Origin of the sequence: Streptomyces sp. NPDC005648 (assembly GCF_040605395.1) — a bacterium.
Classification (GTDB): domain Bacteria; phylum Actinomycetota; class Actinomycetes; order Streptomycetales; family Streptomycetaceae; genus Streptomyces.
The window spans coordinates 1-20,082 of record NZ_JBEXCS010000112.1 but is presented as its reverse complement, the minus strand read 5'-3'; the positions used below and the strand labels follow the sequence as shown (position 1 = coordinate 20,082).

The 20,082-nt window shown below is 72.2% G+C and carries 17 protein-coding genes and 2 pseudogenes; 7 read left to right on the top strand and 12 right to left on the bottom strand.

Going from position 1 to position 20,082, the window contains the following annotated elements; translation table 11 throughout:
- Window positions 1–227 precede the first annotated feature (227 nt).
- Window positions 228–1,223: a nitroreductase family protein gene (locus tag ABZT17_RS39530; protein ID WP_356356629.1), complete on the bottom strand. Its 996-nt coding sequence runs from the start codon at window positions 1,221–1,223 to the stop codon at window positions 228–230.
- Window positions 1,224–1,353: 130 nt separating this feature from the next.
- Window positions 1,354–2,052: a response regulator transcription factor gene (locus tag ABZT17_RS39525; RefSeq protein WP_356356627.1), complete on the bottom strand. Its 699-nt coding sequence runs from the start codon at window positions 2,050–2,052 to the stop codon at window positions 1,354–1,356.
- Window positions 2,053–2,275: 223 nt separating this feature from the next.
- On the opposite strand from ABZT17_RS39525, the gene ABZT17_RS39520 reads away from it, so the two are divergent.
- The 4 genes from ABZT17_RS39520 (at window position 2,276) to ABZT17_RS39505 (ending at window position 6,332) form a co-directional block, all read left to right on the top strand.
- Window positions 2,276–2,863, top strand: coding sequence for a hypothetical protein (locus ABZT17_RS39520; protein WP_356356625.1), 588 nt, complete (start codon window positions 2,276–2,278; stop codon window positions 2,861–2,863).
- A 426-nt stretch (window positions 2,864–3,289) separates the two neighbouring features.
- Window positions 3,290–4,624, top strand: a complete 1,335-nt coding sequence (locus ABZT17_RS39515) for a hypothetical protein (protein ID WP_356356623.1) — start codon at window positions 3,290–3,292, stop codon at window positions 4,622–4,624.
- Between the two features lie 38 nt (window positions 4,625–4,662).
- Window positions 4,663–5,352 (top strand): PAS domain-containing protein, encoded by a 690-nt coding sequence (locus tag ABZT17_RS39510; RefSeq protein WP_356356621.1) that lies wholly within the window; start codon window positions 4,663–4,665, stop codon window positions 5,350–5,352.
- On the top strand, window positions 5,349–6,332 hold the full coding sequence (locus tag ABZT17_RS39505; RefSeq protein ID WP_356356619.1) for a threo-3-hydroxy-L-aspartate ammonia-lyase: 984 nt from the start codon (window positions 5,349–5,351) through the stop codon (window positions 6,330–6,332). The genes ABZT17_RS39510 and ABZT17_RS39505 overlap by 4 nt, the downstream gene beginning before the upstream one ends.
- Here the strand turns inward: ABZT17_RS39505 and ABZT17_RS39500 are convergent.
- Complete coding sequence (locus tag ABZT17_RS39500) at window positions 6,327–6,722, bottom strand: nuclear transport factor 2 family protein (RefSeq protein ID WP_356356617.1); 396 nt, start codon at window positions 6,720–6,722, stop codon at window positions 6,327–6,329. The two genes, ABZT17_RS39505 and ABZT17_RS39500, sit on opposite strands and share 6 nt — an antisense overlap.
- A gap of 171 nt (window positions 6,723–6,893) precedes the next feature.
- Between ABZT17_RS39500 and ABZT17_RS39495 the strand changes: the two genes are divergently transcribed.
- Window positions 6,894–7,259 (top strand): cupin domain-containing protein, encoded by a 366-nt coding sequence (locus ABZT17_RS39495; RefSeq protein WP_356356615.1) that lies wholly within the window; start codon window positions 6,894–6,896, stop codon window positions 7,257–7,259.
- A 3-nt stretch (window positions 7,260–7,262) separates the two neighbouring features.
- Here the strand turns inward: ABZT17_RS39495 and ABZT17_RS39490 are convergent, their stop codons facing one another.
- Both ABZT17_RS39490 and ABZT17_RS39485 read right to left on the bottom strand, forming a co-directional pair.
- Complete coding sequence (locus ABZT17_RS39490) at window positions 7,263–8,618, bottom strand: VWA domain-containing protein (RefSeq protein WP_356356613.1); 1,356 nt, start codon at window positions 8,616–8,618, stop codon at window positions 7,263–7,265.
- Window positions 8,615–9,472 (bottom strand): MoxR family ATPase, encoded by an 858-nt coding sequence (locus ABZT17_RS39485; RefSeq protein ID WP_356356655.1) that lies wholly within the window; start codon window positions 9,470–9,472, stop codon window positions 8,615–8,617. The genes ABZT17_RS39490 and ABZT17_RS39485 overlap by 4 nt, the downstream gene beginning before the upstream one ends.
- Window positions 9,473–9,611: 139 nt before the next feature.
- Between ABZT17_RS39485 and ABZT17_RS39480 the strand changes: the two genes are divergently transcribed.
- Complete coding sequence (locus ABZT17_RS39480; protein ID WP_356356611.1) at window positions 9,612–10,190, top strand: hypothetical protein; 579 nt, start codon at window positions 9,612–9,614, stop codon at window positions 10,188–10,190.
- Window positions 10,191–10,198: 8 nt separating this feature from the next.
- On the opposite strand, the gene ABZT17_RS39475 is transcribed toward ABZT17_RS39480, so the two are convergent.
- From ABZT17_RS39475 to ABZT17_RS39445, 7 genes and pseudogenes are all read right to left on the bottom strand, one after another.
- Window positions 10,199–10,846: a lactate utilization protein C gene (locus ABZT17_RS39475; RefSeq protein ID WP_356356609.1), complete on the bottom strand. Its 648-nt coding sequence runs from the start codon at window positions 10,844–10,846 to the stop codon at window positions 10,199–10,201.
- Window positions 10,843–12,330, bottom strand: a complete 1,488-nt coding sequence (locus ABZT17_RS39470) for a LutB/LldF family L-lactate oxidation iron-sulfur protein (RefSeq protein WP_356356607.1) — start codon at window positions 12,328–12,330, stop codon at window positions 10,843–10,845. The genes ABZT17_RS39475 and ABZT17_RS39470 overlap by 4 nt, the downstream gene beginning before the upstream one ends.
- Entirely contained in the window at window positions 12,327–13,082 is a 756-nt protein-coding gene (locus ABZT17_RS39465; protein ID WP_356356605.1) for a (Fe-S)-binding protein, read from the bottom strand. The genes ABZT17_RS39470 and ABZT17_RS39465 overlap by 4 nt, the downstream gene beginning before the upstream one ends.
- A 70-nt stretch (window positions 13,083–13,152) precedes the next feature.
- Complete coding sequence (locus ABZT17_RS39460; RefSeq protein WP_356356603.1) at window positions 13,153–14,601, bottom strand: rhamnulokinase family protein; 1,449 nt, start codon at window positions 14,599–14,601, stop codon at window positions 13,153–13,155.
- Window positions 14,598–16,637: a bifunctional aldolase/short-chain dehydrogenase gene (locus tag ABZT17_RS39455; protein WP_356356601.1), complete on the bottom strand. Its 2,040-nt coding sequence runs from the start codon at window positions 16,635–16,637 to the stop codon at window positions 14,598–14,600. The genes ABZT17_RS39460 and ABZT17_RS39455 overlap by 4 nt, the downstream gene beginning before the upstream one ends.
- 55 nt (window positions 16,638–16,692) lie before the next feature.
- Window positions 16,693–16,797, bottom strand: a pseudogene (locus tag ABZT17_RS39450) (rhamnose isomerase); the annotation flags it as partial.
- Window positions 16,798–17,122: 325 nt separating this feature from the next.
- Window positions 17,123–17,227: pseudogene (locus ABZT17_RS39445) on the bottom strand (RNA-guided endonuclease TnpB family protein); the annotation flags it as partial.
- Between the two features lie 130 nt (window positions 17,228–17,357).
- Between ABZT17_RS39445 and ABZT17_RS39440 the strand changes: the two are divergent.
- Window positions 17,358–19,991: a glycoside hydrolase family 78 protein gene (locus ABZT17_RS39440; protein WP_356356599.1), complete on the top strand. Its 2,634-nt coding sequence runs from the start codon at window positions 17,358–17,360 to the stop codon at window positions 19,989–19,991.
- Window positions 19,992–20,082 lie beyond the last annotated feature (91 nt).

Below are 20,082 nucleotides of genomic sequence, written 5' to 3'. Positions count from 1 at the left end.
GTGCGCCCCGCAAGACGAACGGCGCCTCATGAGGTGGCGCACGCCCAGCCGATCGGTCGCCGGGCGGCCGACCAAGAGCCATCAAACGCGCCGCAGGGCGGCGCCGGCGCCTCTTCCGGACCCGTGCGGGGTCGCGGGCCTGTCCTCGTCCGGCGCGCGGCACATGACCGGCCGGCCGCCACGGCGGGCCGGTCTCCATGGCGGGCCGGTTCCACGAGGTGGGCCGGTCACCGGTGTGCCGGGGGTGCGGCGTCCTCCAGCGCCTGTGCCGCCGTACGCCGAGGAGTGGCCGGTCCCTGCGGGCCGTACCCGAGACGGATCACCATCTGGGCGTGCAGCCGGCCGTCCACAGGGTCACCCACCAGCCGTTCGCGGAGGTCGGACCACTCCAGGGCCTGGTGGAGCAGCGAGGCGCGCACGCCGTGCACGGTGGCCACCAGCAGGACGCGTTGGAGGGCCTGGCCGGCGCGCAGCCAGTCCGCCCGCCGGTCGTGCGCCGTGGACAGTACGGCGAGCACCGGCCGCCGCTCGAAGGGCCGGGCGGCGAGCGCGGACGTCCGGCGGTGGGCGCCGAAGTCCCGCATCGGGAGGTGATCCCCGTGATCCTGCGGTCCCACCGCGGCCGGGGGAATCCCGAGCGCCGTGGCGTCCGGCTCCCGGACCCAGCGCCGGCTCTCCGCGGCCCGGTCCTGGTCGGCCCGGTTGCGCCGCTCCGCCTCCAGGGTCAACCGCAGCAGCCGGTCCGCCTCGGCGGTGGCCGCCCCGGTCAGCAGGGCGCCCTCCGTGTGCGCGGCCTCGGCGAGCTCGGTGCGCAGGGCGGTCGGCAGCGGCCGGTCGGAGAACGGGAAGCGGCTGCTGTGCCGGCGCCACACGGCCTCGTACAACTCCGGATCCGGCGACAGCCGTGCCGGGCCGCCGAACCGGACGGTGGCCAGCAGGTCCGGCTCGTCGGGCCGCGGCAGCAGCCGGGTGACCGGCGTCCAGCCGAAGTGCGCCACCGCGAGCCTCAGGTTGAGCAGCGCGCAGCCGACCGAGAGGTGCAGCGCACGTCCCGACGGGTCGGCGTGGCGCAGGCCGCGGTCCCGGGCGGCCCGGATCTCCAGGGTGAGCGTGTCCGGGGCGAGCCGGAACCGCCAGGGCTGGGTGTTGTGGACGGAGGGAGCGGCCACGGCGGCCGAGAGCAGTTTCTCCAGGGTCGTCACGTCGAACCGTGCGCTGGACATCGAGGTCTCCTCCCCGCCCTGTACGCAGGGCCGGCGGGGCCGGTGGGTGACCCTGTCCACGGTCGTCCCGGGCCGGCGGCCGGGGCAGGGGCCGTACGGCCTCCGGGCCCGCCGGACGTCCCGGGCCGGCTCATCTCGGGTGCGGGCCGTCCGCGTCCGGCTTGTCCAGCTGCGAGGCGATGACCGCCGCCTGCACCCGGCGCTGCACGCCGAGCTTGGCCAGCAGCCGGGAGATGTGGTTCTTGACCGTCTTCTCCGACAGGTACAGCCGCTTGCCGATCTCCCGGTTGGTCAGCCCGTCGCCGATCAGTGCGAGGATCTCCCGCTCGCGCGGCGACAGGCTCGCCAGCTCGGGGGAGACGTCCGGGGTCGCGGGCTCGGTGCGCAGGGACCGCATCAGCCGGGCCGTGGTCGCCGGATCGAGCATGGACTGGCCCGAGGCGACCGTACGCACCGCCGAGACCAGGTCGGAGCCCCTGATCTGCTTCAGCACATAGCCCGACGCTCCCGCCATGATCGCGTCCAGCAGCGCGTCCTCGTCGTCGAAAGACGTCAGCATCAGCACCGCGAGCTCCGGCATACGGCTGCGCAGTTCACGGCAGACGGTGATGCCGTCGCCGTCCGGCAGCCGTACGTCCAGGACGGCCACGTGCGGCCGCACGGCGGGGGCCCGCACCAGGGCGTGCTCGACGTTCTCCGCGTCGCCGACCACGCTGATGTCCTCCTCGGCGTCCAGGAGGTCCGACAGCCCGCGCCGGACGACCTCGTGGTCGTCCAGCAGGAAGACGCGGATCGGATCCTGCGCCGTGAAGACGTGTGGCTCGGTCATCTCGATCCCTCGTTCCCCGGTGTGAGACGGACTGCGGACCGCCCATGCCGACGATCATGACTCGTCCGGGACCGGACGCGGTAGGGCCGACCGGCCCCACTCGGCCCATGGCGCACCCTCACGACTCCCTCTATGGTGCAGCCGCAATCCTCTCCCATCGCAGGCCATGGGGTGAGACCTTTTAGGTGTGTCCGTCCCATTGCGCCCTGAGGGGGTGTGACCGATGCGGAAGGTGAGAGGCGGGAAGGTCCTGGGATGGCGTTGGCGGAACAATCCGTTGCGGCGGCGCAGCGATGTGCTCGAGGCGTGGATCGTGCTGGTGGCGTGGACGTTCGCGGTGGTCGTGGCGGCCGTCGCCGGGATCCTGGGCGCGCGGCTGGCCGAGCACGCGGCCCAGCGGGACCGGGCGAGCCGGACGCGGGCGTCCGCGGTGCTGGTCGGGGTCGTGCCCGGTGGCACCCGTGACGTGGTCGGCGGCGTCCGCCACGACCGGGTCCTGGCGACCGTGCGCTGGCGGGACGCCCGGGGGGCCGTCCGGACCGGCACCACGGAGGTGAAGCCCGCGCTCAGGGCGGGCAGCACGGTTCCGGTGTGGACGGACGGCCACGGCCGGCTGGTCTCCCCGCCGGCCGGGCCCACGGAGACGGTGACCCGCGCGGTGCTCGCCGGCGCCGGCGCGGGCCTGGCCGCGGGTCTGCTGGTGCTCTCCGGCGGATACCTGGTGCGGCTGCGGGTGGAACGGCGGGACGTCGAACGCTGGGGCACGGAGTGGGACCGCACCGACCCCCGCCGGGGGCACACGACGGGCTGAGCCGTCCGATGATGCCGGTGAGCGGCGCTCACCCGGGCCATGGGGCACTGGGCCTCCGGTACGAGTCCGAGGCGGGCGCCCCGAACAGCCCGGAGGGATGGGCCGTTCGGCCCGGCGCGGGCCGATCTTCGGCCTCACGTGCCGGACGCGCGGGCCTGCCAGTGTGAGCGGCGGCGGTCATGTCATGGCCGTGGCCATACCCGACCGGCGGAGGCCGCGGACGCGGTGCCCTTCGCGTCACCGGCCCGTCGGACGCGGGAGGGACGGCGGTTCCCGGACACCGGGACCCGCCGTTCCCCGCTGATCGCGCCGCACTCAATACGCCAGGGCATTCAAGGACATTCGAGTGTCCCGGAATACGGCCGCCCATTTCCCGGCGATCATGGCTCAGGGCCGATTGTCAGTGCCGGGTCCTACTCTCGCCATATGACCTACAGCGTCTGGCACAGGGGCCTCGGCATCACGCTCGACCTCACCGAGGCCGATCTCGGCCACCCCGAACACCCGCGGCTGCTCGACGAGATCTACGGCAATTACCAGCCCGATCTTCTCTACTGCCTGGAAGCCCATGAGGCCGAAGGCTTCATCTGCCCCGGGTTCATGACCATCCGCAAGGTCCACGGCCGTCCGCACGCCATGCATGTGGCAAAAGGGGAACGCGCCGAGACGAAAGCGGAAAGAGATCTCCACAAGGCACTGGGCGAATACACCGCCGAGGTCGCCTCGGGAGAGGGATTCCGTGTGGTCCGGCAGGAGTCCGGTGTACAGGGCAGGGAGCGAATCGACCTGACGGTCGAAGGCGGCGATCACCACCGGCTGGGATACGAGATCCAACTCGCCGCGATAGCGGGCGGTTCCGTCGATGAGCGCACCCGTGCCGCCCGCCGCGCGGGACTGACCCCGCTGTGGCTGGTGAACCACGAGAACGCGATCCCCATCGACCGCGCCCCCTGGGCCCGGCTGAACGTACAGAGCTGGCGGGATGTCACCGACCGCGCGGCCCTGCCGGTGCGCGGCGGGATCAAGGAACTCCACATGTCCCGCTGCGACTGGAGCACTCCGGTGCCCTGTCCGCGCCGAGGCGCCGGCCGCTGCGGCGGCCGGCACGGATCGTGGGAGCCGGTACGGGGTCTGTACTACGACGAGGTGGTACGGCGCACCGCCACCGGCGAGCTCGTCCCGCTGTACATGCCCCGTCCGGCCGGGCGTCGCGGCTGGCACATGTGGGTCACTCCCGCGGACAAGGAGGAGTTCCTCGAAGGCCGGCCCGAACCCGTGCCGGGCATGCCGGGGGAGCACCGGGCCGACGGGCCCCTGCTGCCCGCGGTGCCCCGGCCGGCCGCGGGCCGGGAAGCACCCGGGGAAGGTGAGCTCCGCACCGAGCTCACCAGGGCGCGCGACGACGAACGGCCCATCGACGCCTCGCTGTGGCACACCGAGCCCGGCCCGTCCGAGTTCTCCCGCCCCTTCACCGTGGGCCAGTTCGTCATACCCGGCGACCTGGTCGCCGCCCGCCGGACCTTCACCCGGGCCATCGAGCACGCCGCGGACATCGCCGCGCACCTGCCCAGCGGCGCGGACCTCGCGGCCGGCCGCGCCGAGATCACCGGAGAGCAGCGCGAGCGGCTGGCCGACGCACGCCGGCGGTGCCGGCGGCTCGCCGAGGAGATGCACACCCACCCGTGGTGGGAGACGACGGGGGACCGCAACGCCGCCCGTGAGGCGCTGCTGTACGCCGCCATCCACGGCAGCGCTGCCTAGACTTTTCGTCCAGGGTCTGGACGAGTAGTCTGAATGGTATGTCTGCCGGACGAGCGCACGAGTCTGAACGGGACGCGATCCTCGCGGCCCTCCGTCCCGTCGTCGACGGGATCGCGGCGACCTTCGGGCCGGTCTGCGAGTTGGTCCTGCACGACTACCGGCGCCCGGAGCGGTCGGTGGTCGCCGTCGCCGGTTCGGTGACCGGGCGGGCCGTGGGCGGGGCCATGAGCGAGATCGGCATGCGGGTCCTCGCCCGCGGGGACGCGGCGGCCGACGAGCTGAACCACGTCACCCGAACCCGCGCCGGCAAGCTGCTCAAGTCCTCCACGATGCCGCTGCGGGACTCCACGGGCGCGGTCTTCGGCGCGCTGTGCGTCAATGTCGACATCACCGCCGTGCACCAGGTCCACACCCTGCTCGGCGCCCTGGCCGGCCTCGGTGACGGCACGGCCGAGACGCCCGTCACCACCTTCGGCAACGACATCGACTCCGTCGTGGACGCCCTCCTCGACGCCCACCGGATCGGCCCGGACCGGCCCTGGGGCGGACTCGACCGCGCCCAGCGCCTCGACCTGTTCCGCAGCCTCGACGAGCACGGTGTCTTCGCCGTACGGCACGCCGTCGAGCAGGTCGCCGGCCGGCTCGGCATCTCCCGCGCCTCCGCCTACAGCTATCTCTCCCAGGCCCGTACGGCCACCGACCCGACCCCCGCTGGAGGACCCGCGTGACGACCACCACCCCACCGGTCACCCTCGACGCCGTCCGCGACGCGGCCGCCCGGCTCAAGGGCGTCGTCCATCGCACCCCCGTACTGCGCTCCCGTACCCTCGACGAGCTCGTCGGCGCCGAGGTCTTCCTCAAGTGCGAGAACTTCCAGCGCATGGGCGCGTTCAAGTTCCGCGGCGCCTACAACGCGGTCTCCCGGCTCACCCCCGAGCAGCTGTCCCGGGGCGTCGCCGCCTACTCCTCCGGCAACCACGCCCAGGCGGTCGCGCTGGCCGCCCGTGAGCTGGGCAGCTCGGCCGTGATCGTCATGCCCGAGGACGCCCCGGCCTCCAAGCGTGCCGCCACGGAGGGCTACGGCGCGGAGGTCGTCACCTACGACCGCTACACCGAGGACCGGGTGGCCGTCGCCGAAGCCCTCGCCGCCGAGCGCGGACTCGCTCTCGTCCCGCCCTACGAGCACCCGCACGTGATGGCGGGGCAGGGCACCGCGGCCCTCGAACTCCTGGAGGAGACGGGTGAGTTGGGCGCGCTGGTCGTGCCTGTGGGCGGCGGCGGGCTGATCGCCGGGTCCGCCACCGCGGCCAAGGGACTGCATCCCGGCATCCGGGTGATCGGCGTCGAACCGGAGGCCGGTGACGACACCAAGCGGTCCCTGGAGGCGGGGCGGCGGGTCAGCGTCCCGGTGCCGCGGACCATCGCGGACGGGCAGGCGCTGCAGACGCCCGGCGAGCTGACGTTCTCCGTGAACCGGAGACTCGTCGACGGGATCGCCCTCGTCCGGGACGACGAGATCCGCGACGCGATGCGCTTCGCGTTCGAACGGCTGAAGATCGTCGTCGAGCCGAGTGGAGCCACCCCGCTGGCCGCCCTGCTCGCCGGGCGCGCGGGTCCTCTGCCGCGCCGGATCGGGGTCATCCTCTCCGGCGGCAATGTGGACGCGGACCGGTTCGCCCGGCTGTGCGGCCGGGCGCGGGAGTCATGACCAGAACTCGTTGCCCATGTCGATGTCCTCGACGCACTCGTCGAGGTCGCTGATCTTGTCCCCGACGATCCGGAAGACGATGCCTCCGGTCGCGTCGATCTGCTTGTCGCCGCGCCGCGCGGTGAACCGGTGCAGGGAGACGACATGGCCGCGGCCGTCGACGAGGAGGTTGCGCAGTTCGACCCGGAACGTGCCGTCCGTCGTCTCGTAGAGCTTGCCGTAGTAGCCGAGGACCGCGTCGATGCCCTTGAAGTCGCCGGACAGCATGTGGCTGCCGGGGACATGGTGCGTGGCATCGCTGGTCATCATCGAGCGCAGGGTGTCCATGTCGCCGCGCTGGAAGGCTTCGTAGCCCTCGCGGACGAGTTGTGCGTGCGGGTGTTCAGCCACGGTGATCGCCACCTTTCTGAGTGGTTCGGCGATGGCGGCCTCGCACCATTGTCCGCCCGTCCGACCGAGTTGTCCGGTCATCGGCGTTTTTGCCATATCCCGGATGGCGGCTCCGGGTGCTCGGGCGGACGATGGTGGGGTGGGCAGGGGCTCGCAAGGAAGGGAGCCGTCATGCTTGAGATCAAGGCCGTCGAGAAGCCGGACGAGCGGCGCGATTTCCCGCGCGGACACCTCGAGGCCGTCCATATGACCGGGCTCGACTTCGCGGTCGGGACGTTCGAGCCGGGCTGGAAGTGGTCGGAGTCCGTGGGGCCGATCGCCGGCACCGAGAGCTGCCAGGTCCATCACAACGGCTACTGCGTCCAGGGACGCATGCGCCTGCGCATGGACGACGGCTCCGAGCAGGAGGTCGGACCGGGCGATGTGTTCGTCTGCTCGCCGGGCCACGACGCCTGGGTGGTCAGCGACGAGCCGTGCGTCGTGTACGACTTCGCCGGTCAGATGGCGACGGAGTACGCGAAGGCGAAAGGGGAGTGACCCTCAGACCGGCAGCAGGCGCGTGACCAGCGCGCCCAGCTGCCGGGCGGTACGGCACTCGTACATCTCCACCAGCCCGGCGTACTCGGGCGCGGCGGAGTCCCCGGTGCCCCACAGCGCACGGGGTTCGGGGTTCAACCAGTAGACGCGGCGGGCCCGTTCGGCGATCTGCCGGACCGCCGCGAGGTTCGGGTCGCTCATGTTCGTACGGGCGTCACCGAGCACGAACAGGGTCGTCCGCGGGCTCACCGTGTCGCCGTACCGCTCCGCGAACTCGCCCAGTGCGACGCCGTAGTCGCTGCTGCCGTGCCAGCCGGTGAGGGTCGCCTCGGCGCGGATCCGGGCGCCCAGCCCCTCGGGGTCGGCCGCGCCGTGCTCCAGCAGCCGGGTCACCTCGTCGATGCGGTTGACGAAGGCGAACACCCGCACCTTGCTGAACTGGTCGTGCAGCGCCTGCACCAGCAGCATCGTGAAGTCCGAGAACCCGGAGACGGACCCCGACACATCGCACAGCAGCACCAGTTCGGGCCGGGCCGGACGCCGTCTGCGCAGCACCGGCTTCATCGGCACCCCGCCCGTCGACAGCGACCCGCGCAGCGTCCGCCGCAGGTCGATGCTGCCCCGCGCGGCCCGGCGCCGGCGCGCCGCGAGCCGGGTGGCGAGCTTGCGGGCGAGCGGCTGGACCGTCCTGCGCAACTCGGCGAGCTGGAGCTTCCCGGCGTACAGGAAGTCCACCCGGTCCGGCGTGGTGGCCACCGCGCGCCGGGCGAGTTCGTCACGGTCCCTGCGCTCGGCGATCCGGCGCCGCGCCTCCACCGCCACCAGTGCGCGGAACGCCTCGATACGCCGGCGGATCTCGTCGTCGAGCAGCCGGTCCGTGAAGCCCGACGCCCCGTCCCGGGACCGTACGCCGTCCCGGACCCGGGCCAGCAGCGTCTGTGGCCGCAGCCACTCCAGGGTCTGGTACGACGACCAGCCCTGGGATTCCGGCGAGTTGCCGTATCCGCCGAACCCGTCGACGGCCTCCGCCGCCAACTGCCCCATCAGAGCCATGTCGTTGGCCGCCAGCGCCGCCGCGAGCCGGTTGCGCAGCTCCTCCCGCCCCGGGCGCTCGCCCTCCGGCGCGCCGACGCCCCGCGGAAAGTACAGGTCGAAGACCGGGTCGAACACCTGTCGTTGGGCCGGTCCGTGCAGCAGCGTCGCGGCCAGCCCCTCCCGCAGCAGCTCACGGTCCGCCAGCCCCAGCACCGCCACGGCCTCGGCCGCGTCCACGGTCTCGCCGGTGCCGATCCGCATACCGTGCGCCCGCAGCGCCCCCACCAGCGAGGTGAGCCGTTCCGCGACGCCGGGCGCGGTCACACCGCGTCCAGGTCGAGCTTGGCCGCCGCCTTGAGGACGTCGTCCTGGTGCTTGAGGAGAACGCCCAGGGTGTCCCGTACGACGGTCTCGTCCAGGGTGTCCGCGCCGAGCGCCAGCAGGGTGCGCGCCCAGTCGATGGTCTCGGCCACCGAGGGGACCTTGCGCAGGTCCATCGCCCGCAGCGCACCCACCACCCGGACCACCGAGGCGGCCAGCGCCTCGTCCAGGCCCGGCACCTTCAGCCGTACGATCCGGCGCTCCAGCTCCTCGTCCGGGAAGCCGATGTGCAGGAAGAGACAGCGGCGGCGCAGGGCCTCGGACAGCTCACGGCTCGCGTTCGAGGTGAGGACGACGAAGGGCCGCCGGGTCGCGGCGATGGTGCCCAGCTCGGGCACGGTCACCTGGAAGTCGCTCAGCACCTCCAGCAGGAGGCCCTCCACCTCGACGTCCGCCTTGTCGGTCTCGTCGATCAGCAGCACCTTGGGGTCGTCCCCGCGGATGGCGGTCAGCAGCGGACGCGTCAGCAGGAACTCCTCGCTGAAGATGTCCGTACGTGTCTCGTCCCAGGTCTCGTCGCGGCCCGCGCTGATGCGCAGCAGCTGCTTGGCGTGGTTCCACTCGTAAAGAGCCCGCGACTCGTCGACGCCCTCGTAGCACTGCAGCCGGACGAGACGCGCCCCGGCCACCTCGGCGACGGCCTTGGCGAGCTCCGTCTTGCCGACCCCGGCGGGACCCTCCACCAGCAGCGGCTTGCCGAGGCGGTCGGCGAGGAAGACGGTCGTGGCGACCGCGGGCGAGGCGAGATAGCCGGTGGTGGCGAGACGCGCGGAGACGTCGTCGACGGACGTGAACAACGGGGCCTCCAGGTGGGCGGCGGTGCCAGACCTACTGTCCAAGCGCTTGTTCAGTCTATCTAAGCGCTTGTTCAGCGCTTCTGTCACGCGGAATCCGCTCGTCGGGCCGATTGTCAGTGGCGGCCGGTACGTTGCGGGCATGGGGATCTATCTGGTGAGTGTGGGCGCGCGGGAGTGGTTCGACGAGGACGAGGAGGAGGGTGGCAAAGGGGCGGTCGCCTCGGCGCTGAACGACGAGCTGGGCCGGCGTGGTCTGGCACCCTACGACTCGGCTCCCGGCCGGGGCGGGGATCAGTGGTTCGAGGAGAAGATCAGCCCACCCATGGGCGGCTTCGACGCGCTCTGCCGGGCGCACCTGACTCCCCGCGAGCGTGATCTGCTCGGCAACTGGTCGGTCCTGGTGCCCGTCTCGCTCGACGAGGAGGTGGAGGTGCCCGTCGCCTCCCCCTACACGGACACGACGGTGATAGCCGGGGCACCCCAGGTGCTCGCCCTCGCCGAGCGGCTCGCGGCCGTCATCGGACTGCCGGCCGAGGTGCCGGACACCGCCGGGAACCTCGGCCTGACGTTCTGGTTCCTCGAAGGGGAGGCGGAGGAACTGGCCGCCACGCGCCCCGGCGCCTGGGCCGAGGACCTCGACACGGCCTTCTACGTGGCGCTGTACCTGAGAGCCGCCCAGTACTCGCTGCGCCACGGCTGCCCGATGACGTACTGCTGACGCTGGGCCTACTCCCCGCTCACCAGCACCACCTCCAGGGTGCGCGGACCGTGCACCCCCTCGACCCGGTCCAGCTCGATGTCGCTGGTCGCCGACGGACCCGAGATCCAGGTCAGCGGGCGGGCCGGATCGAGGCGTTCGAGGGCCTGCGGCACGGAGGAGACGACCTGCTCCGGGACCCGTACGACACAGATGTGGTGGTCGGGGACGAGGGTGATGCGGCGACGGCCCTGGTCGGGGGAGCCGTCCAGGACGATGGTGCCGGTCTCGGCGATGGCGACGGCACAGCCGGTGACCACACTGCCGACCCGGTCCAGCTCATGGGGTGTGCTCTCGGCCCGGTCGTGCACATGCGTCGGATCGGCCGCCGACATCCACTCCGGTGGGAGGCCGGGGGGCACGAGCACCGTCTGCGAGCCCCGCTCGGCGAGCAACCGGCTGATCACACCGGCCAGTTCGTCCGCCGTGCACCGGTGCACGATCGCCCGGTAGTCCGCCAGGTTCTCCGCCAGCAGCTCCACCGTGCGCTCGACACCCCCCTCGCCGTGCTCCCGAAGATACGGCCGCTCGATGGCCCGCGCGTACGGCGTGTCGTCCGTCGGTACGTCGGCCAGCGCGCGCCGCACCCGCCCCAGGATCCGTTCCCTGCTGCTCACTTCGCGCCTCCCTTGCCACCTTGTGTGCGCTGCCACCAGTCCCGGAACGGCTCCGCCGGGACCGGCGGCAGATCCCGGCTGCCGCTCCACGCCCTGCCGGGACCGGGCAGCGTGCGCGGGTGCAGCCGCCGGGTGCGCGAGGCCAGCCGCTGACCGCCCCGCAGCGCGCCCGGTCGTGTGAGCGCCCAGCGTGCCGCGCGCATCGCCGCCCGCTCGGCGGCATGCCCCTTCGCGGGCTTCAGCACCACCTTGTTGCCCTCCCGCGTGACCTGGCCGCCCTCGACGACCCGTTCCCGCAGATGCACCAGCACCTCCGGGATGTCGATCGCGACCGGGCACACCTCGTAGCAGGCACCGCACAGCGAGGAGGCGTACGGCAGGGAGGCGTCGATCTCGCTCGCCGTGCCCCGCAGCTGGGGGCTGAGGATCGCGCCGATCGGGCCGGGATAGACGGAACCGTAGGCATGGCCGCCCGCCCGCTCGTAGACCGGGCACACATTCAGACAGGCCGAGCAGCGGATGCAGCGCAGGGCCTGGCGGCCGACCTCGTCGGCGAGGGTGTCGGTGCGGCCGTTGTCGAGCAGCACCAGATGGAAGTTCCGGGGACCGTCGGCGGTCTCGGAGTCCGTGGTGCCGGTCCACATGCTCGTGTACGGGTTCATCCGCTCGGCCGTCGAGGAACGCGGGAGGGTCTGCAGGAACACCTCCAGGTCCTGCCAGGTCGGCAGGATCTTCTCGATGCCGACGACCGAGATCAGTGTCTCGGGCAGGGTCAGACACATCCGGCCGTTGCCCTCGGACTCCACGACCACCAGGGTGCCGGTCTCGGCGATCATGAAGTTGGCGCCGGAGATGCCGACCTTGGCGCGCAGGAACTTCTCGCGCAGATGCAGACGGGCGGCTTCGGCGAGTTCGGCGGGCGTGTCCGTCAGCCCTTCGGGGGCCGGACGGCCCCACTCGCTCATCTCCCGGGTGAAGATGTCGCGGATCTCACCGCGGTTGCGATGGATCGCCGGGACGAGGATGTGCGAGGGCCGGTCCTTGCCCAACTGCACGATCAGCTCGGCGAGATCGGTCTCGTAGGCGCGGATGCCCTCCGCCTCCAGGGCCTCGTTGAGCCCGATCTCCTGCGTGGCCATCGACTTGACCTTGACGACCTCCGACTCACCGGTCGCCTTGACCAGGCCGGCCACGATCCGGTTGGCCTCGTCGGCGTCCGCGGCCCAGTGGACCGTGCCGCCCGCCGCCGTGACCGACTCCTCCAACTGCACCAGATACCGGTCGAGATGACGCAGCGTATGGTCCTTGATCCGCTTGCCCGCCTCGCGCAGCGCGGCCCAGTCGGACACCTCCGCGACGGCCTTCGCCCGCTTGGCGCGGATGGTGTGCGTGGCGTGCCGCAGATTGCCCCGCAGCGTCGGATTGTTCACCGCCTCGTGCGCGGCCTCGGGAAAGGCCGGCATCCCTACGAACGTCCCGCTCATGCCGCCGGCTCCTCCTCCGTGCTCGCCAGGATCTCCGCGATGTGCACCGGCCGCATCCCGGTGCTCAGGCGGGCCATCGTGCCGCCGATGTGCATCAGACAGGAGTTGTCGGCCGCGCACAGCACGTCCGCGCCCGTCGACTCGGCGTTGCGCACCTTGTCGGCCCCCATCGCCGCCGAGATGTCGGAGTTCTTCAGCGCGAAGGTCCCGCCGAAGCCGCAGCACTCGTCGGCACCAGGCAACTCGGCCAGCTCGAGCCCCTTCACGGCCTGGAGCAGCCGGCGCGGACGGTCACCGAGTCCCAGCCCGCGCAGGCCGTGACAGGTCGGGTGGTAGGTCACCTTGTGCGGGTAGTAGGCCCCGACCTCCGTCACCCCCAGCACATCGACCAGGAACTCCGTGAGCTCGTACGTCTTCGGCACGACGGGCGCCAGCGTGGCCGCGAGGCTGTCCCCGCGCCCCTCGGCCCGTGCCCGGTCACCCATCCGGGGATACAGCTCCCGTACCATCGCCCCGCACGAGCCGGACGGCGTCACGATCGCCTCGTACCCCCCGAAGACATCGGAGAAATGCCGGGCGAGGGGCTCCGCCTCATGCCGGTAGCCGGTGTTGTAGTGCGCCTGTCCGCAGCAGGTCTGCGCCATCGGGAAGTCGACCTCGACGCCCAGCCTGGTCAGCAGTTTCACCACGGCGCGCCCGGTGTCCGGATAGAGCGTGTCGTTGACACAGGTCAGGAACAGGGCGACACGCATCGCGGCTCCTTGTGATCGATCATCGGATGAGTGCAGCGTAATGCGGCGGGGCTGTCCGGGGGAGACCCCGTCAGCCCCCGGCGAGGCGGGCCTGCGCCTCGCGCCAGCGCGCCGTGTCACCGCGCGGCTCGTACCGGGTGAGCGGCTGGGTACGGGTGAGCAGCCGCCGCATGCCCGCCAGGTCCCCGACGAGCCCGTGCGCCCGCGCCTGGACCAGCACATTGCCCAGGGCGGCCGCCTCGGTGGGCCCCGCCACCACCGGCAGCCCGCACGCGTCGGCGGTGAGCTGGCACAGCAGCGCGTTGCGGGTGCCGCCGCCCACGACATGGACGACGTCCACCGGATGGTCCGCGAGCCGCTGGGCGTCCGCCACGGCCCTGCGATGGGCGAGGGCGAGGGAGTCGAGGATGCAGCGGGTGACCTCGGCGGGTGTCCCCGGCACCGGCTGCCCCGAGGCACGGCACGCCTCCGCGATCCGCTCCGGCATCCGCCCCGGCGCCAGGAACGCCGCGTCCCCCGCGTCCACCACCGACCGCAGCGCCGGCACCTTGGCCGCGTCCAGCAGCAGCGGCCCCAACTCCGGCTCGCCCCAGGCCCGTACACACTCCTGGAGCAGCCACAACCCCATGATGTTCCGCAGATACCGGACGGTGCCGTCCAGCCCCAGCTCATTGGTGAAGTTGGCGGCCCGGCTCGCCTCGGTGAGCACCGGCGCCCCCAGCTCCAGGCCGGCCAGGGACCAGGTGCCGGTGCAGATGTACGCGAACCGCTCCCCGTCGGCCGGCACGGCGGCCACGGCGGACGCCGTGTCGTGCGAGCCGACGGTCGTCACCGGCACCGGCCCCGTGAGCCCGGTCTCCTCCAGCACCTCCGGCCGCAGCACACCCGCCGGATCGCCGGGCCGGCGCAGCGGAGCGAACAGGCCCAGGTCGATGCCCAGCCGGGAGGCCACGTCGTACGACCACTCGCGCGTCCGCGGATCGATCAGCTGGGTCGTCGAGGCGTTGGTCAGCTCGGTGCCCTGCTCGCCGGTCAGCCAGTAGGCGAGCAGGTCCGGGATGAGCAACAAGCGCTCCGCAGAGGCCAGTTGGGCCGACTCGCGCGCCGCCACCAGCTGGTACAGGGTGTTGAAGGGCGCGTACTGCAACCCCGTCGCCGCGTACAGCCGCTCGGCGGGCACCCTCGCCCACACCTTCTCCGCGACGCCCTCCGTCCGGGCGTCCCGGTAGTGCACCGGGTTGCCGAGCAGAGCCCCGTCGGCGTCCAGCAGCCCGTAGTCCACGGCCCAGCTGTCGATGCCGACCGAGTCGACCCGCCCGGCCGCCCGAAGACCGTCCAGGACGCCCCCGTACAACGCCAGGATGTCCCAGCGCAGTCCCTCGGGCAGGCGCACCGGCCGGTTCACGAAGCGGTGGGCCTCGGCCAGCTCCAGGCTGTCGGGGCCGACGCGGCCGACCATGACACGCCCGCTGGACGCGCCGAGGTCGACCGCGGCGTACGACTTCACGGCGGTGCTCATCGAAGGAAGGCGGCCGCGACGCCGGCGTCGACCGGGACATGCAGCCCGGTGGTGTGGGTCAGCTCACCGCCGGTCAGCGCGAACACCGCGTTCGCCACATGCTCCGGCAGCACCTCGCGCTTGAGGATGGTCCGCTGCGCGTAGAACTCGCCCAGCTTCTCCTCCGGCACCCCGTACACGGCCGCGCGCTGCGCGCCCCAACCGCCCGCGAAGATCCCGGAACCGCGCACCACGCCGTCCGGGTTGACCCCGTTGACCCGGATGCCGTGCTCGCCCAGCTCGGCCGCCAGCAGCCGTACCTGATGGGCCTGGTCGGCCTTGGTCGCCGAGTAGGCGATGTTGTTGGGCCCGGCGAACACGGCGTTCTTGGAGGCGATGTAGACGATGTCGCCGCCCAGCCCCTGCGCGATCATCACCCGGGCCGCCTCCCGCGACACCAGGAACGAACCCCGGGCCATGATGTCGTGCTGCAGGTCCCAGTCCCGCGCCGAAGTCTCCAGCAGCGGCTTGGAGATGGAGATACCGGCGTTGTTGACGACCAGGTCGACCCCGCCGAAGGCGAGCAGGGCCGCCCTGAAGGCCTCCGCGATCTGCTCCTCGGACGTCACGTCCACCGTGACGGCGACGGCCTTGTCCGCACCGCCCAGCTCCTCGGCGACGGCGGCCGCGTTCTCCGCGTCCAGGTCGGCGACGACGACACACGCCCCCTCGCCGACCAGCCGCTCGGCGATCGCCCTGCCGATCCCGCTGCCCGCACCGGTGACCAGCGCGACCCGGGTGGCCAGCGGCTTGGGCTTCGGCATCCGCTGGAGCTTGGCCTCCTCCAGCGCCCAGTACTCGATGCGGAACTTCTCCGACTCCTCGATCGGCGCGTACGCCGACACCGCCTCGGCCCCGCGCATCACGTTGATGGCGTTGACATAGAACTCGCCGGCGACCCGGGCCGTCTGCTTGTCCTTGCCGAAGGAGAACATGCCCACACCCGGTACCAGCACGATCGCCGGGTCGGCGCCGCGCATCGCGGGGGAGTCGGGCAGAGCGTGCCGTCGGTAGTAGGCGGCGTACTCCTCGCGGTACTCGGCGTGCAGCTCCTTCAGCCGGGCGATCGCCTCGTCCAGGGGAGCGGTCGGCGCGAGATCGAGGACGAGCGGCCTGACCTTCGTCCGCAGGAAGTGGTCGGGACAGGAGGTGCCGAGCGCGGCCAGACGCGGATGCTCGGTCCGCGCGACGAAGTCGAGCACGACGTCGGTATCGGTGAAGTGCCCGACCTGCGGCTTGTCCTGGGAGGCGATGGCCCGGACATACGGCGCCAGCGCGGCGGCCCGCTCCCGCCGCTGCGACGGTTCCAGGGCCGCGTACCCGTCGATCACCGGCCCGAACGGCTCCGCCTTGCCCTTGGCGGCCAGGAACTCCTCAGCGGTCCGGATCATGTGCAGCGAGTTGCGCTCGCACTCCTCGGAGGTGTCGCCCCACGCCGTGATCCCGTGCCCGCCCAGCACACACCCGATGGCCTGCGGGTTGTCCTTCTTCACGGCCGCGATGTCCAGGCCCAGCCGGAAGCCTGGCCGCCGCCACGGCACCCACACCACCGTGTCGCCGAAGCACTCGGCGGTCAGCTTCTCCCCGTCGGCGGCGCAGGCGAGCGCGATACCGGAGTCGGGGTGGAGATGGTCGACATGCGCCGCCTCCACCAGTCCGTGCATGGCCGTGTCGATGGAGGGAGCGGCGCCCCCCTTGCCGTGCAGGCAGTAGTCGAACGCGGCGACCATCTCGTCCTCGCGCTCCACACCCGGGTACACGTCGACGAGCGCCCGCATCCGGTCGAGCCGCAGGACGGCCAGGCCGCCCTCGGTGAGTGTGCCGAGGTCGCCGCCGGACCCCTTCACCCACATCAACTCGACGTCACCGCCGGTCACGGGGTCGGTGTCGGTGCCCTTCGCCGAGGCGTTGCCACCGGCGTAGTTGGTGTTGCGCGGGTCGGAGCCGAGCCGATGGGAACGGGCCAGGAGGGCGGCGGCTTCGGGGTGGGGTGCCATGAGCGGGTCTCTTCCTTGCGTTGTCGGGACCTTGCGGGTGTGCGGGGGGCGGGGGTCAGGCACCCCAGCCGGCCTGGGCGCCACCGACGCGCTCGGCGGCGATCCGCTGCTGCCGTCCGAAGCGGCGGTCGGCGGCGATGGGGTCGGGGTCGAGGCCGATGAACCGCGTACCGGAGTTGCCGTAGGCCCACGACGGGGTCTCGATCTTCTGGGCCGTGAGTGCTGCCTTCACGGCGGACAGGTCTGGCATGGCCACCTCTGAACACGGTTTGAATCGTTTCAGGGAACTTAGCGACACGGCTGCGGTGGCGTCAAGACGTCGGCGCGTCCGCCGCGAGGTCCGCTCCGTGAGACGTCGCTTCTTCCGTGCCGGAACTCTTGACGCAAGGCCGTCTCGCCCGCACGATGCCGTGAAACGTTTCATCATCACGGCGGAGTCAATTACACGTGTCATCAATGGACCGAACCAACAGCGCGGGCCCGCTGCGCAGGGCCTGGGGGAGCGGGACGGGGGAGACGTCGTTGAGGTAAGCGTGTTCCTCGGTCTTCTCGCGGGCCGTCAGCATCGCCGACGTCTGGCCGCAGTTCACTGACGAGCCGGGCAGTTGGCGATGGACGCCCGTCCGCCCTCGCGGTGAACCCGCTGTCCTTGCCCTGCTCCGCAGGAGCTTCGTTTCCTCCCCGGTCCGAAGGCCGGGGCAGCCACGAAGGAGAAACCCGGTGAAGGTCACCGCCCCCGTCCTGGAACACCACCGTGAGCCCCTCGGCATCGGTGAGTCCCGCCCCCGGCTGAGCTGGCGCACCGAGACCGACACCCCCGGCTGGATTCAGCAGGCGTACCGCATCGAGATCACCGACTCCGGCGGCACGGTGCTCACCGACACAGGACGCGTGGACGGCGCCGACTCGGTGCTGGTGGACTGGCCGGGCCCCGAGCTCGGCTCCCGCAGCCGGATCGGGGTGCGGGTACGGGTGTGGGGCGAGGGGGCCGAGCCGTCCGCATGGTCGCCGGTCACCTGGGCGGAGACGGGACTGCTCACCCGTACCGACTGGACCGCCCGCCCCGTCACCCCCGACCGGGAACCCTCCCACGCCCCGCTCCCGGTCGCCCTGCTGCACCGCACCTTCACCCTCACCGAGCCGATCGCCTCGGCCCGTCTCCACATCACGGCGTACGGCGTCTACGAGGCCGAGATCAACGGCACCCGCGTCGGCGACCACGTCCTCGCTCCCGGCTGGACCTCGTACCACCACCGTCTGCGCTACCAGACCTTCGACGTCACCCCACTGCTCGACCAGGGCGACAACGCGATCGGCGCACTGCTCGGCGAGGGCTGGTACACCGGCCGGCTCGGCTTCCACGGCGGCCGCCGCAACCTCTACGGCGAACACCGCGCCCTCCTCGCCCAGTTGGAGGTCACCCACCCGGACGGCACCGTCACCACGGTCGCCACCGACGACACCTGGCGCGCCACCACCGGCCCGATCCCGCGCTCCGAGCTCTACGACGGCGAGGTCCACGACGCCCGGCTGGCTCGCCCCGGCTGGTCCGAGCCGGGGCACGACACCTCCGACTGGTCACCGGTCATCGAACTACCGGCCCCGGAAGCCGAGTTGGTGGCACCGACCGGTCCACCGGTGCGCCGCACCCAGACCCTGACCCCCGTCAACGTCATCACCACGCCCTCCGGGAAGACCGTGCTCGACTTCGGCCAGAACCTGGTCGGCCGGCTGCGCATCCGTGTCTCGGGCCCGGCCGGGCACACGGTCACCCTGCGCCACGCCGAGGTGCTGGAGAACGGCGAACTCGGCGTACGGCCCCTTCGCGTCGCCCGCGCCACCGACACGTACATCCTGGCCGGCCGGGGCGTGGAGACCTACGAGCCCCGCTTCACCTTCCACGGCTTCCGCTACGCCGAAGTCGGCGACTGGCCGGGCGAGTTGGACCCGTCCGCCGTCGAAGCGGTGGTCCTGCACACGGACATGGTCCGCACCGGCTGGTTCGAGTCCTCGCACGAGCTGGTCGACCGTCTGCACGAGAACGTCGTGTGGGGCATGCGCGGCAACTTCCTCGACATCCCCACCGACTGCCCGCAACGCGACGAACGCCTGGGCTGGACCGGCGACATCCAGGTCTTCGCACCCACCGCGTCCTTCCTCTACGACTGCTCGGGCATGCTCGGCGGCTGGCTGCGCGATCTCGCCGCCGAGCAGCTCGCCCGCCGGGACCGGGTGCCGCCGCTGGTCGTCCCGGACATCCTCCCGTCCGCCTTCGGCGGCACCCCGCACGCCGTATGGGCCGATGTGGCCGTGCTGTTGCCGTGGACGCTGTACCAACGCTTCGGGGACATCGGGGTGTTGCGCGCCCAGTACCCGAGCATGCGCGCCTGGATGGAGGTGGCCGCGCGGCTCGTCGCGGAAGGCGGGGGCCTGTGGCGACAGGACTTCCAGCTCGGTGACTGGCTCGACCCGGCCGCCCCGCCCGAGGACCCGGGCGCCGCCCGCACCGACGGCGACCTCGTGGCGAACGCCTACGTCGCCCGCTCCGCCGACGTACTGGCCGAGACGGCGCGGCTGCTGGGGGAGAAGGACGACGCCGTACGGTACGAGGAGCTGGCGCGGTCCGTGCGCGCCGCGTTCGCCGAGGAGTTCGTCACGCCGGGCGGGCGGACGGCGAGCGACGCGCAGACCGCGTACGCACTCGCGCTGTGCTTCGCCCTGCTGCCGACGGAGCGTCAACGAGCGGGCGCCGCCGCGCGGTTGGCGTTCATCGTGCGCAAGGCCGGGTTCCGGATCGCCACCGGGTTCGCCGGTACGCCGCTGATCTGCGACGCGCTGTGCGCGGGCGGCGAGCCGCAGTTGGCGTACCGGATGCTCCTCGAACAGGGCTGCCCGTCCTGGCTCTACCCGGTGACCATGGGCGCCACGACGGTGTGGGAGCGCTGGGACTCGATGCTGCCCGACGGGAGCATCAACCCGGGCGAGATGACCTCCTTCAACCACTACGCCCTCGGTGCCGTCGCCGACTGGCTGCACCGCACGGTAGCGGGCCTGGAGTCGGTTGAACCCGGCTGGCGGCGGCTGCGCGTCGCCCCCGTCCCCGGCGGCGGCCTCACCTACGCGAAGGCCGCGCACGAGACGCCGTACGGCCGGGCCGAGGCGGGCTGGCGGATCGAGGACGGCACGCTCGTGGTCGACGTCCTGGTGCCGCCGAACACCCGGGCCGAGGTTCGACTCCCGGGAGACGGGGAGCCTTTCGAGGTCGGCTCGGGCCGCCGCACCTTCCGGCGGCCGTACACCGCGCCCGCCTGGCCGCCGGCCCCGATCCGGCATCCGTTCAGCAGCCCCGACTAGGGCGTGTTGCGAAAGTCCCGCCTGCCGGGCGACGCCTGGCACGCTCCCCCACTGCCTCAAGGGCGTGGGAGGTGCCCCCACTCGCCGCACC